Here is a 13,848-nt window from a genome sequence, read left to right as displayed (position 1 = left end):
TCATAATGATACTTAGATTCGGTTATGTCTCAACGGCATTAAATTTATGGGAGGCCTCACCCTCTCGAACCCTAACGTTTACGAATTGGAAGAAGCTTGACCAAGAAAAGAGAAAGGAAAAGCTTCTCTATCTTACCGAACAAAATCTAAAGCATACGATCCGAACGCTTCATTATAATATTGGACAGGAAATAGAGCTTTACCGCATGTCTTCATCAATCGTACCACTTGCCACACATCCTGAGGTGAAATGGGATTTTGTAACGCCTTTTCAAAAGCTTTTCAAAGAAATAGGTAGTCTCGTTCGACAGCATCAATTACGAGTTAGCTTTCATCCGAACCAATTCACATTATTTACAAGTCCACAAAAGCATGTAACGGAAAATGCAATCATTGATATGACCTATCATTATACGATGCTGGAGGCAATGGGATTACATGAGGATGCGAACATCAATATTCATGTTGGTGGGGCATATGGAGACAAGGAGAAGACACTAAAAAGATTTCATAAAAATTTTGTATCGCTGAATCCAGACATTCGCATGCAAACCACGCTTGAAAATGATGATAAAACATACACAGCAGAAGAAACCTTACAAGTTTGTGAAAAGCATGGGATTCCCTTTGTGTTTGATTATCATCATCACTGGGCTAATCCATGTCAGGAAGCATATGAGGAGCTACTTCCACGTATTTTTGCGAGCTGGGAGCGGACGCTGAAGGTGCCTAAATTTCACTTATCCTCACCAAAATCTGAAAAATTAATTCGTGCACATGCGGATTATGTAGATTTAGATTTTGCACTTCCTTTTATCAAAGCGCTAAAGGAACATGGTAAATCTGCGGATATTATGGTTGAGGCAAAAGCGAAGGATAAAGCAGCATTGCAGCTCGTTGAGGATATAAGTAAACTACGTGGATTTAAGCGAATCGCTGGGGGCGCAATTGAGATATAAGTGAATATTAAGAGGACAGCTATTCGATTCATTACTGTCCTCCACCTCTTTACATATTCGATAGTCCTTTATGAACAAATTTATTAATGAGCTCTGCCATTTCCTTCGGGGATTTATCCATGTCGTTGTACATCCACATTTTGATTGCTTGGATACCACCACTAACAATAAAGGAGCTCAAATATTCGGATACGGCGTCATCCAGCTCGTACATATTTATCCAGTTTTTCAGGATGAATCGTTGGGTAACCTTCATTACTTTTTGCTGAAAGGAAGACTCGCTATGCTCGCTCAAGAGTGTTTTACATTCGTCTAGCTTAGAAGCAAAGTATTCCAGTAACTTTTCTGTCATTTTAATCGCTTCCGCTTCATGTTCGAACCGATAGGTAGTCAAATACGTATTCATATCTTCTATTATTTCGTCTTCTATTTGTGTGAGCAGGTCATACTGGTCAGCATAATGGGCATAAAATGTGGAGCGATTAATATCAGCTAGCTCACATATTTCTTTAACGGTAATGGTGGAGAGCTGTTTTTTTCGTAATAAGGTCAAAAAACTTTCCTTTAACACCATTCGAGTATATTTCTTTCGTCGATCTAGATTTTTAGAAATTCGAATTCCCTCCCAAAAAGTTTGCGTTTTCCAACAGTTTTACGACTAGTGTTGGATTCTAAACGGAAGCAGTTAAACTGTCTGTTGTATAAACAACACCGTGTTTTATATAATTGTAAAGTGTATTTTGGGTGAACGCAAGAAAGGGTGAATCGTTATAGGTATTGCAGCTCGGATTATAAAACATAAAAAACCCATCGTCATTACTTTTTTCATTATTTCCATTATAAGCATTGTGGCACAGTTTGCTGTTTCGGTTAACTACAATATGGTAGATTACTTGCCTGAGGATGCTCGTTCTACACAAGCTATGGAGCTGATGGAGCAAGAATTCGAAGGAACAGTTCCGAATACAAGCGTGATGATGAAGGATGTATCCATACAAGAGGCTCTTGCCTTTAAGGAAAAACTTGCCGCAATTGACGGCGTGTCGGGTGTTATGTGGTTAGATGATGCCATTGATATAAAGACCCCAATTGAAATGGCAGATGGAGATACGGTTGAATCCTATTATAAGGACAACAATGCCTTATTTTCCTTCCATATCGCTTCTGGAAAAGAAGTTGAAGCAACCAATGCCGTTTATGAACTTATTGGGGATGAGGATGCGATGGCTGGGGAAGCGTTAAATACTGCTACTCAGCAAAAAATGGCTGTTTCGGAAACAATGGCAGCAGCGGCTTTATTAGTTCCGATTATTATCATTATTCTAGTAATATCCACAAATTCATGGATTGAGCCTGTATTCTTCCTAACCGCAATAGGTGTTTCCGTATTAATTAACTTAGGTACGAACATTTTTATTGGTGAAATATCGTTCATTACGCAATCGGTAGCACCAATATTACAGTTAGCGGTTTCTCTTGATTACGCTATATTCTTACTTCATAGTTTTTCAGACTATCGAGGGAAGGGCTTAGGACCGAAGGAAGCGATGCATCAGGCAATGAAGCGGTCCTTTCCTGCAATTGCAGCAAGTGCATCTACGACCTTCTTTGGTTTTATTGCGCTGACCTTTATGAACTTCGAGATTGGCGCAGACTTAGGCTTCAACCTTGTAAAAGGAATTTTATTAAGCTTCATTAGTGTTATGGTCTTTTTACCAGCTTTAACACTCATGTTTTATAAATGGATTGATAAAACAGAACATAAACCGATTATCCCTGCCTTCAAAGGTGTTGGGCGGCGGGTAATGAAATGTAAAATTCCTAGTTTAATTCTAGTATTTCTATTAATTGTTCCAGCATTTTTAGCACAAGGACAAAATAATTTCACCTATGGATTTGGGGAACAACCAGAATCCACTCGAGTTGGAAGTGACATTGCAAAAATCAATGAGGAATTTGGCAAGAATACACAAATGGTGTTACTCGTGCCAAAAGGAGAACCAGCAAAAGAAGTGGAGCTCGTGCACGATCTAGAAGGGATGGATCGTGTGAAGAGTGTGCTCGCTTACGTGAATACGGTTAGTCCAGTGATTCCACCTGAATATTTGGATGAATCGGTTACCGAGCAATTTTATTCGGAACATTACAGTCGCATCATTTTACAAACGGATACCGAGGTTGAGGGAGATGTCACATTTGGATTGATAGAGGATATCCAAAAGACTGCCGCCAGCTATTATGGTGATGAGGCATATGCGCTTGGTGAAAGTGTCACACTCTATGACATGAAAAAAACGGTGCAAAAGGATAATACGGTAGTCAATATGCTTACGGTAATAACAATTGCCATTGTATTGCTCGTTACTTTTAAATCGATTTCCTATCCGGTCGTTCTTTTATTAACGATTCAGTCGGCGGTGTGGATTAATTTAGCAGTTCCATATTTCCAAAATGCTTCACTGGTTTATATAGGCTATTTAATCATTAGTACGGTGCAGCTTGCCGCCACGGTGGATTACGCTATTTTACTAACAGAAGCATATAAGGAGAATCGAAAGGCAATGCCAGCACGCCTAGCAATTAAACAGACCTTGGATGAGAAAATATTCTCTATTGCTGTTTCTGCTTCTATTTTATCTAGTGTTGGCTTTATTTTATCGGCTACGTCGTCCAATCCAATTGTCGGTGCAATTGGTTTATTACTCGGGCGTGGAGCGTTACTCGCCTTTATTATGGTAGTGTTTTTCCTGCCAGCCATATTATTGGTGTTTGATAAGGTGATCGAAAAAACGACATGGAAAGCAAATTATAATAAGGAGAAATGATGATGAGGAGATTTAAATGGATATTGCCAGTTTTCGCTACATTCATCCTTGTGTTGCCGTCATTTCTTATAACTGCTACTACAAATGACAAGGAACTTGAGGAAAAGCATGAGGCTATTCAGGAGAATGGGGAGTTTTCCTCCAAGGATGAGGTAGTTTACGCCAAGCTTGATGCATCTGGTGAACGACAAGAGATTTATGTCGTGAACACCTTGGAAATAGAAAAGCCAGGGAGCATAACGGATATCGGGGCGTATTCCAGTGTGAAGAATTTAACCAATCTATCTGAAATGAAACAAATCAATAATACTGTTCAGCTCACGGCTGAAGAAGAAGGGAAATTTTATTACCAGGGGACACTGGATCAGGCAGCTTTACCGTGGGATATCGAGGTTACCTATTTCTTAAATGGAGAGGAAATTGTCCCAGAGAAGCTTGCGGGTAAAGAGGGGCGTGTGCAAATTCGAATTAAGACCTCTAAAAATGAGGATGTAGACTCGGTCTTTTTTGAAAACTATATGCTACAAATCTCTCTTGCGCTTAACACAGGAATCTTCAGTAACATTCAGGCGGAAGACGGTATGATTGCATCGGCAGGTAAAAACAAGCAAGTAACCTTTACGTTGATGCCGGAGGATGAAGAAGCATTTGTAGTAGAAGCAGATGCTGTTGGTTTTGAACTCGATGGTATTGATATCTCAGGAGTTCCGATGTCGATGCCAATGGATACACCTAAAATGGACGAAATGACAGAGGATATGGAATCCCTATCGGACGCCATCTCGGAGATTAATCGTGGTGTAGGAGAACTAAATAAAGGGGTTTCCGAGTTACATGATGGTGTAGTGAGGCTACAAGACGGCTCCTTAGAATACAAGAATGGCATTACAGAGCTTGATAAAGGTTCTGCTGGTATAGTAAATGGTTCAAGTGATATTCAGGCAGCACTGTCAGCCTTGAATTCTTCTCTTAATGAGATGGAAGGAATGGACCTAAGTGGTTTGATGGAATTGGGAGCAGGACTTGACCAAATGTCTGCCGGTTTAAGTACAACTGTGGAAAATTTGAAAGCATTAAAAACTAGCTATTCTGTAGCATATATGGAGTTAGATGAAGCAATCAACGCAATCCCAGCAGTTGAGCTTTCACAGACAGAAGAACAAGCATTATATGATAGTAATGCCAATGAGGCGGTCGTTGATCAATTACTAGAAACATATGAAGCTGCACAAAAGGTAAAGGACACATATGTTGAGAATAAACCTATATTCGGCAAGGTTGTCGGTTCAATAGATGATGTCATTGTCGCCCTTAATGAAATGATTAGCAATTTAGATGCGATGGCAACAGAGCTTTCGGAATTAAACGATACTAGTGGTGCAGAGGACTTTGTTCAATTGCAGAAAGGGATTGCTGCCATAGCTTCCAACTATGATGCTTTTCATGCAGGACTTGTGAAATATACTGGTGGAGTAAGTCAACTATCTGATTCTTATTCAGAATTGCACACTGGCATTTCCGATTTAACTGGTGGAACGGCGGAATTAGCAAGCGGAGTCGGTGAATTGCACAGTGGAACGACTGAATTAGAAGAGTCCACAAGGGATATGCCAGGTGAAATGCATGAAGAAATCGATAAGATGATGGCAGAATATGATAAATCAGATTTCGAACCGGTTTCCTTTGTTTCGAAGGAAAACGAAAAGATTAATTCGGTTCAGTTTGTTTTAAAAACAGATAGCATTCAATATGAGGAGCCTGATATAACAGAAGAACCGAGAGAAGAAGATAAAGGATTTTTTGATAAGCTATTTGATTTGTTTCGCTAAGTAGGAAGAGGTGTCATCTAAGGGGGATGACACCTCTTTTCGTATGGGGAGCGGTTGTTTGAGAGAGTGAAAGGATAAGTTATATAGTATGATATTTCGCTAATTGGTGAATAAAGGAAATAAGCAGTAGTTCCGCGAAATAAGATGAAGTAAGGCGATATCTAAAGTAAAAAGACAAGAGGAGGAATGTTCATGAATCAAAAAATTGTTCCCCATCTATGGTTCAATACGGAAGCAAAGGAGGCGGCCCAGTTTTATACATCTATTTTCCCAGATTCCACAATCGATAAAATGGTCACCATTCGCAACACGCCGTCTGGAGATAGCGATCAGGTGATATTTACACTTGCGGGGTATTCCTTTATGGCCATTAATGGTGGGCCGCATTTCAAGTTTAACCCATCCATTTCCTTCTTTGTGAATTTTGATCCTTCTAGAGATGAAAAGGCAAGGGAGAATTTAGATCAGCTTTGGGAAGCACTTTCCGAGGGCGGGACACCATTAATGCCGCTTCAGGAATATCCGTTCAGTAAGCGATACGGATGGATACAGGATAAGTATGGCTTAACATGGCAGCTTATTCTCACAAATCCAGACGGTGAGGAACGCCCATTTATAATACCTTCGATTCTGTATGTAGGAGACGTGTGCGGAAAGGCAGAAGAAGCTACAGATTTTTATCTTTCTGTATTCCAACATTCCAAACGAGGAGAACTCGCTCGATATCCTGCAGGCATGGAACCAGATAAGGAAGGTACGGTAATGTTTACGGACTTTATGATTGAGAACGAGTGGTTTTCTGCAATGGACAGTGCTCATTCACATAATTTCACCTTTACGGAAGCGATTTCCCTTTTGGTTCGATGTGAGGATCAAGATGAAATTGACTACTTCTGGGAAAAGCTTTCCGCAGATCCAAAAGCAGAACAATGTGGGTGGTTAAAGGATAAGTTTGGTGTCTCTTGGCAGATATGGCCAGAGGTGATGGAAGAAATGATGGGAAATGCGAACGGAGAACAAATGGAGCGACTAACGCAAGCCTTTCTGAAAATGAAAAAGTTTGATATCGAGAAATTAAAGGAAGCGTATGAAGGGAAGTAAACGTAAGCTAGTGTACTAGTTGAGGTTGGATTTTTATGTCTAAGTTATGTGAAATAACAGAAAATTTTTTCAGTTTAGTGGTTGTGGAAACGGATGAAACTTAATTTCGATACTTAGAAAAGGGAAGCCGCATAGAGGAGGAGCCCGTAAACAAGGCGGTCCTTCTTCACAACGAGGTTACGCAAAGAACAAGCCTTTGTACAAGTGGCAAGAGACCGCTAAAAGGCAACATATTCAAAATGTGATTCGTTATCATAGTTGTTAGGAGGGCTGGATTATTGGGCTAAATGGCATGACTACATAATACCTCTACCAATATTTGAGTTGGTTTCAATATCTGGACCAATTTAAGAATCAAAATGACTATACAACCATTAGAGAGACGTATGTTGAAAGCAGTTTGTTCTCAACGGATGCCCACGTATGATAAACTGTTACTATCTGAATTTTTAGAATAGGTGACATCGGAGGTAATGGAGAAAGTGCATTTAAACTATCAAAGATTAATTTCATATGTAGAAGAAATAAAGGCACTTAATCAAAGCAGTGCTTCTGCATTGGTTGTAATAAAGGATAATGAAATCGTTTTAGAACACTACGGCGGCTACCATTCAAATTTAGTTCCTTCAGTACCCATTACCGAAGCCTCTAAATTTAACGTAGCATCTGCAAGAAAAAGTTATTTAGGACTAGCGGTAGCTTTTGCTTTGTATGAAAAGAAAATTAAAAGCATAGATGACTATGCAGTAGATTACTTTGATGGATATGATAAAGAAATACTTGCAGACACAACTATTAGGCACTTAGTTACACATTCTCACGGATTACATCAGAAAGATGATGGCACTCTTTTTAGAGAGTTTGATGCAGGTAAAAGGTGGGCCTACAGAGGAATTAACATATTTATGATGACGGAATTAATAAACAAGCTATATGGAATGAGTTTTCCCGAATTACTAAGAGTAAGAGTATTCCAACCGTTAGGATTAAATGAAACATCATGGTATACAAACACTAATGATGAACTAGTAAAAGTGATTGATAATCCAAACGAATCTGCTAACTTCAAAATAGGAAGTACAAACGATGGACGTGACTCAAACCTTCATACAACAGCACGTGAATTTGCATTATGGGGTAATCTCCATTTGAACGAAGGGTTATTGAATGGTAAACAAATAGTGCCGAAAGAAGTAATACAATTAGCTACCAAAGTACAAAGCCCAAATTCCGATGACAAAGAGACACCACATAACGGCTTGTTTTGGTATGTTCAAGATATGCCTTCTCTTAAAAGTGAAATTGGGGAAAGAGTACCTAAAGGCTCTTATCAAATATTAGGAATAACTGGTCCAACTTTGTTAGTGATACCAAAGTATAATCTAGTCGTAGCAAAAATGTATAATAAGCGATATAACTATGGTGGAGACAATTATCTTCATTATCTAAGGGAATTTAGTAATATAGTTGCAGATACATTTAAATAGTTTTATACAATTATATGCCTGGTTACTTACTGCCCTTCACCATATAAAGTGCTTTTCACCTAGAATGGAAGCCCAAACCCTAATGGAGTTCCATTTCATTATATAAAAAGTCAACATTAACCTTTGACATATCTTATTTTAAAAAAGTTATTATAAAGGATCAATTTGGGTAAGAAAGGGCTTGGATTCGTCCCAAGCCCTTTGATTTCTTAACATCTTACATATTTTCGTTTAAAGCCAATTCGTCCTTTATCTACTTCTTTTTGAATGCTTTCCAAAGGATTTAGGAGACTGTTCTTTTTCTTCTCTCGTTTAACTTCTACGATACCGACTTCCCTTGCGATATCCATCGCCTTTTCATGTAAAGGAAAATAAGAAATTCCCACGGTATATAGAAAATTATTCATAGAGGCCTTTGTCCGCTCCGGTGAATCATGGATTGTTTCCTTCACCAAATCAAGCATTTTCGAAATCTTGCTTTCGGAAAATTCATAGTCTTTGCGATTACCTAAAAGCCAGCAATAGCAGCTCCAGCCCCCTGACATTCTAAGCTCCTCACCACTTGCGATCCATTTATCGGCTACATCCTGTGCAATATCTGATTCGGACAAGGTCACGGCCACCACATAATCGGAAAGCATATAAAAATAAGCTGCATCCATCCAACGATTATAATCCGATTCGGTCATCGCATTCGGATCTGCGATAATTCCGGCAAAGTACATGGCATCATAGTTTCCTGTCGCATAAAGTTCCTCTGCTAACGGTTGATCGATTTTTATTTTCTTTGCCATTGGTTTCATTGCCCCTGTAGCAACACCGAAAAGGGGCTCGTGTGCGCCATTGGATATGTATATTTTTTTCGTTCTTTCCTTACCTAGTGCTTCAAGCTCCTGCATGACTGTATCGAAATCCAATGGTTTCACTTCCTTTCTTTGTATGAGAATTTTTTTCATTGTTACCATTTCTATACTTGTCTATTTTACCATGAATCTTTTGTGGGATTGCAATGGGAACGTTAAAGAAGCCGGATGCATGTAGATGTTGCAAATCAGAATCGGCCCCCAAACTAAAACAAAACTAGCCCTTCAAAAGAAGTGGCTAGTTATCTAGTTTACTTCGTTAACCCATCGATAATGGTTTGAATATTCCACTCCATCATGGAAATGTAGGTATCCCCATCCTCACCAGGCTCTCCTAATGAATCGGTAAACACTTTCCCCATGATTGGTACATCTGTCTCAGCAGATACGGCTTCCATGCTTCGTGGGTCAATACTCGTTTCTAAGAATAAGCCTTTGATCTGCTTCTCCCTTATAATATCTACAATTCTAGTAGTTTGCTCTGGTGTTCCTTGGTTTTCTTGGTTAATTTCCCATATATACTCAGCTTGGAATCCATATGCCTCACTGAAATATTTAAACGCACCCTCACTTGTTACGAGTATCCGTTCCTCTTCAGGGATCTTTTTAAATTGATCGATTGCCTCTTGATGTAATGCTTCCAGCTTCGCAATATATTCTTCTGCATTTTTCTTATATACATCCGCATTATCTGGGTCTATTTCGATTAAACCGTCTCGAGCATTTTCTGCATATTGGATTCCATTTTGTACGTTTAACCATGCATGAGGGTCTTCTTCACCCTCATTCCCCTCTGTCGTTAAGTACATTGGTTCTACTCCTTCGCTCATAAGAAAGACAGGAGCGTCTTCACCATCTTTCCCCGCGGTCTCCATTAACCGATCAAACCATGAATTACCTGCTTCTAAGTTTAATCCGTTGTAAAATACTGCATCGGCATCCGTTGCTTTTTGAACATCCTCAGGTAGTGGGTCATATTCGTGTGGATTGGAGCCGATAGGTGCTAAACTATGAATTTCAACGAGATCACCACCAACATTTTTGACAATGTCATACACAATGGAATAAGTGGTGACAACCTGAACTTTTCCATTCTCACTGGAACTACTGCTTTCTTCATCATTACTACAAGCAGAAAGTAATAGAAAGACCGAAATCATAGGGAACAATACTAGTAAATGCTTCTTCAACATTTCATCATCCTCCTTTAATGAAAAATTTATGTTAAATTAATGAAGCCCTTTTTCGTCGTGCCTTCAAAGATTTCCAAACTAATCCATGCTTTGGCGATAGGAAGAAAACAAGAATAAAGATAGCGGTTGCTGCGATTACAATGGTTGCACCTGATGCGAGGTTGTAGGTGAAGCTAAAGTATAGACCAACAATAGAGGAAATCACTCCAATTCCAGCAGCAAGAAAAATCATCACCCATAGTCGATCTGTTAGCAAATAAGCGGTTGCTGCGGGAGTTATTAACATGGCAACAACTAATACAATTCCAACTGTTTGTAGAGAAGCAACAGTAACCATAGTTAACAAGGTCATTAAAAAATAGTGAATCAAGCGAACAGGGAGGCCGTAAGCTGCAGCCATCGTTTCATCAAAGGACGTTACTAATAATTCCTTATAAAAAAGATAAACAGCAAATATGACGAATAATCCAATACCTAATGTAATCCACATGTCAGAAGCCCTTACTGCTAGCACATTCCCAAATAAAATGTGGTATAAATCTGTACTACTTTTCAGCATCGTAATGATGATAATTCCAGATGCAAAAGCGGCCGTAAACATAATACCTATCGACGTATCGTGTTTAATTCGACTATTTTGACTGACAAACCCTATTGCAATAGCAGTAAGGATACCAGTGAACACAGCGCCGAAAAAGAAATTTATTCCTAGCATATACGAGATTGCGACACCAGGTAGCACGGCATGCGAAATGGCATCTCCCATTAATGCCATGCCTCTAAGAATGATAAAACAGCCGACAACACCACAAATGATTCCCACCATAATGGAAGTTAACAATGCTTTTTGCAAAAATTCATATTGCATGATTGCTTCAATAAAGTCCATTACATAGTCACCCCAATCTCGTTCCTTAATGTAAATGGACTTTTATAGGCTTTTTCCATTACATCTGGCTTGAAGACTTCTGACACTGGACCGAATCCAATCAATTCCTTATTCAACAAAATCAATTGATCGAAATACTCCGTAGCCTTACTTAAGTCATGATGGACGACCATAACGGTTTTTCCTTCTCGACAGAGCTCCTTTAAGATGTTCACGATTGTTTTTTCACTAGCAGCATCGACACCGACAAATGGTTCATCAAGAAAGAACAAATCTGCATTTTGTGCCAATGCTCGTGCTAGAAAGACCCGTTGCTGCTGACCACCAGAAAGCTTTCCAATTTGTCTTTTCTTAAAGTCTTGCATACCGACGCGTTCCAAGCATTGAAGCGCCCATTCTTTATCCTTTTTCTTAGGACGTTTAAACCATTTCAGATGTGGAAACGTACCAAGTAACACGGTATCCAGTACGGTAATTGGAAAGTCCCAATCGATATCGTTTCGCTGCGGTACATAGGCGATTTTTTTGCGGGCATTTTTAATGGAGTTACCGAGTACAGTAACAGCCCCTTTATCTCTAGGAATTAAGTGTAAAACAGCCTTTAAAAAGGTCGATTTACCAGCCCCATTCGGACCAATAATTCCAACCAAATTTCCAGGATCAACTGTTAAGCTGATTCCTTTCACAGCCTCATTTCCATGATAGGAAACGTGAAGATTTTCAATGGAAATCGCATGATTCATCACAAGTGCTCTCCTCCTTGTAGAAAAGTTTTAAATAGCGAAGCAGCATTTCTGCCTCATCTTTGTTTAATTTATGAAATTACGCTAATTTTGTTACCTAGTACAAGAAGTATTCATTATATAAATAGTTTTGCCTTGATGCAAATTATATAACACTCAGAAACATTGTCAACGAAAATTATTTGAAATTATTAAACTTTTTTTGTGGATAGGCAATGACTTCTAGTGGAGAGGGATTGAATAAGATATGTGGAGGCTGAATAAAATCGAACGCTGGGGTTAGGATAATACTGCCAAGATTGTACTAAACTTCAACGGAGGGAATCCCATGGTTAAAGATTCATATGCACCGAAGGAAAAGAGAAACGAAAGTCATCCTAACATCCCGGATGAACAAAAACGAGGAAAAGCAAAATCAAACACACGTGGTGGTAGAAAAATTCGATAATTTAGAGATAGTATGTTAATCAAAGAAAAAAATCCAAACCATTATACAATGTCTTAAATATGTATTGGTTTGGATTTTCTATTTTATTTTTGCATATATAAAGAGGTCACGTCCCCGGCTCGTATAATGGAAGACGAGTGCTAGTCAACGCTATGCACTTTTCCTTAGAGAACGGCGGCATCAGCCTAGCTCCCTATAAATGAAATATCTACTTAATGAAACCGCCCGGATCAATATTCTTTAAATCTGCTTCTGTAAAGTCCACATACTTGTCATCTGTAATATGATAGCTTGCTTGCTTTACTTGGCTATGGGCATAGTACGTATACTCAACATACGGTTCATTCTGGAATACTACAATCACATACCGCGGGGGAAGGCTACCTACTGTTCCCCGTTCCTCTAATAACGTTATATCCGCTTCCTTGTATCCTTGTTCCTCTAATAGATATTGGATTACCTTGTTTTCATAAAAGGTAGGCTCTTGGTCGTTATTTTCGAGCAAAAAGAAGAGGAGAAGGGAAATAGAAATAATGCATGTACTAAAAAGGCCCCAATAGAATAGCTTTTTTGATTTTGACTTCTTGTTAAACCATGCATCTAACAATTGCTCATCTATCATCGTAGCCCCTCTTTTCTAAAGTCCTTCTGCATTAGAAATTCAACACAAATACCCAAATCACCTCTCTCGTATTAATAAAAAACAATCCAATTCTAAACAATTGGATTGTTGAAAGCTACTCTTTTACTACAAATGTTTCTTGTACATGCTCGTGGAGCTCTTCCCCTTTCGTTACATGTACTTTCACAACATAGGCTCCTGGAGAGGGGAAGATATATTGTGCTTGATAGGTTCCATTCTTGTGCTCGGTTGCGTCGATGTACTCATGCTTTTCCGCGTCTTCTTTCCAAATTTCAAAACGGACCGTGGCATCTGTTAGTGCTTCTTTATCGTTTTGAATGATGGTAGAGAGCGTTGTATCTTCATTGGCTTTCATTTCTTTATTTTCGATTTCGATGGAAACATTACTGTGCTCATGGTGGTGAACTTCTTCAACAGATGCTTCTTGTTCATTTCCAGTTGTTGTATCTGGTGATCCAACAACAAACTCTTTCTTCGGCATGATATGCATGTCTCTTGCAGTCACATGGGATACGACGTAATAGGTTCCGTCTTCTGTAAAGGTTTGATGCACGGCATACACCCCATCGCCTTGGTGTTCCCCTTCCAACATGTCATGCTCATCTTCACCGGATTTCCAAATTTCAAACTTAACCTCACTTGCATCCTCGACGTTCTCATCCCCTTGAGTAACGTGGGCTTCGATTGTCACTTCTTCATTTTTAGCAATTGTTTCTGGAGTTGTTAAGGCTACCTCTATCATTTCAGGAACAGTATCTGTATGATTCTTGCTGTCTTCTTTATTGGTTGAACATCCTGCTAAAATGACCAACAATATCGTAATAAAAAAAAGAAATCTTTTCATATTTTCACCTCTTCGTATACTATG

General features: G+C 39.1%; 12 protein-coding genes. 5 read left to right on the top strand and 7 right to left on the bottom strand.

Annotated features, from left to right (window positions below; all coding sequences use genetic code 11):
* Positions 1-5 precede the first annotated feature (5 nt).
* Positions 6-959, top strand: a complete 954-nt coding sequence (uvsE, locus tag C1A05_RS15235) for a UV DNA damage repair endonuclease UvsE (protein ID WP_102029105.1) — start codon at positions 6-8, stop codon at positions 957-959.
* 49 nt (positions 960-1,008) lie between these two features.
* Here uvsE and C1A05_RS15230 read toward each other — a convergent pair whose 3' ends face one another.
* A complete protein-coding gene (locus tag C1A05_RS15230) occupies positions 1,009-1,512 on the bottom strand; it encodes a TetR/AcrR family transcriptional regulator (protein ID WP_306373273.1) in 504 nt (167 codons plus the stop codon).
* Positions 1,513-1,840: 328 nt separating this feature from the next.
* Between C1A05_RS15230 and C1A05_RS15225 the strand changes: the two genes are divergently transcribed.
* The 4 genes from C1A05_RS15225 to C1A05_RS15210 all read left to right on the top strand — a co-directional run bounded on the left by C1A05_RS15225 (position 1,841) and on the right by C1A05_RS15210 (position 8,201).
* Entirely contained in the window at positions 1,841-3,784 is a 1,944-nt protein-coding gene (locus C1A05_RS15225; RefSeq protein WP_234998589.1) for an efflux RND transporter permease subunit, read from the top strand.
* Between the two features lie 2 nt (positions 3,785-3,786).
* Entirely contained in the window at positions 3,787-5,613 is a 1,827-nt protein-coding gene (locus tag C1A05_RS15220; RefSeq protein WP_102029102.1) for a hypothetical protein, read from the top strand.
* A 192-nt stretch (positions 5,614-5,805) separates the two neighbouring features.
* Positions 5,806-6,714 (top strand): VOC family protein, encoded by a 909-nt coding sequence (locus C1A05_RS15215; protein WP_102029101.1) that lies wholly within the window; start codon positions 5,806-5,808, stop codon positions 6,712-6,714.
* 473 nt (positions 6,715-7,187) lie between these two features.
* The gene (locus C1A05_RS15210) at positions 7,188-8,201 is read left to right on the top strand and encodes a serine hydrolase domain-containing protein (protein ID WP_102029100.1); all 1,014 of its coding nucleotides are present in this window, start codon (positions 7,188-7,190) and stop codon (positions 8,199-8,201) included.
* A gap of 209 nt (positions 8,202-8,410) precedes the next feature.
* Here C1A05_RS15210 and C1A05_RS15205 read toward each other — a convergent pair whose 3' ends face one another.
* The 6 genes from C1A05_RS15205 to C1A05_RS15180 all read right to left on the bottom strand — a co-directional run bounded on the left by C1A05_RS15205 (position 8,411) and on the right by C1A05_RS15180 (position 13,824).
* Entirely contained in the window at positions 8,411-9,118 is a 708-nt protein-coding gene (locus C1A05_RS15205; RefSeq protein ID WP_102029099.1) for a DNA alkylation repair protein, read from the bottom strand.
* A gap of 197 nt (positions 9,119-9,315) precedes the next feature.
* Positions 9,316-10,257, bottom strand: coding sequence for a metal ABC transporter solute-binding protein, Zn/Mn family (locus C1A05_RS15200; protein ID WP_102029098.1), 942 nt, complete (start codon positions 10,255-10,257; stop codon positions 9,316-9,318).
* Positions 10,258-10,288: 31 nt separating this feature from the next.
* Positions 10,289-11,146, bottom strand: coding sequence for a metal ABC transporter permease (locus C1A05_RS15195; RefSeq protein ID WP_102029097.1), 858 nt, complete (start codon positions 11,144-11,146; stop codon positions 10,289-10,291).
* Positions 11,146-11,889: a metal ABC transporter ATP-binding protein gene (locus C1A05_RS15190; RefSeq protein WP_102029198.1), complete on the bottom strand. Its 744-nt coding sequence runs from the start codon at positions 11,887-11,889 to the stop codon at positions 11,146-11,148. Before C1A05_RS15190 ends, C1A05_RS15195 begins: the two co-directional genes overlap by 1 nt.
* 656 nt (positions 11,890-12,545) lie before the next feature.
* A complete protein-coding gene (locus C1A05_RS15185) occupies positions 12,546-12,959 on the bottom strand; it encodes a DUF3139 domain-containing protein (RefSeq protein ID WP_102029096.1) in 414 nt (137 codons plus the stop codon).
* Between the two features lie 115 nt (positions 12,960-13,074).
* A complete protein-coding gene (locus C1A05_RS15180; RefSeq protein ID WP_159462095.1) occupies positions 13,075-13,824 on the bottom strand; it encodes a FixH family protein in 750 nt (249 codons plus the stop codon).
* Positions 13,825-13,848: the final 24 nt, after the last annotated feature.

It is taken from the genome of Salirhabdus sp. Marseille-P4669, from assembly GCF_900240405.1.
Classification (GTDB): Bacteria; Bacillota; Bacilli; order Bacillales; family Alkalibacillaceae; genus OEQK01.
This window is presented reverse-complemented; position numbering and strand designations above follow the sequence as displayed.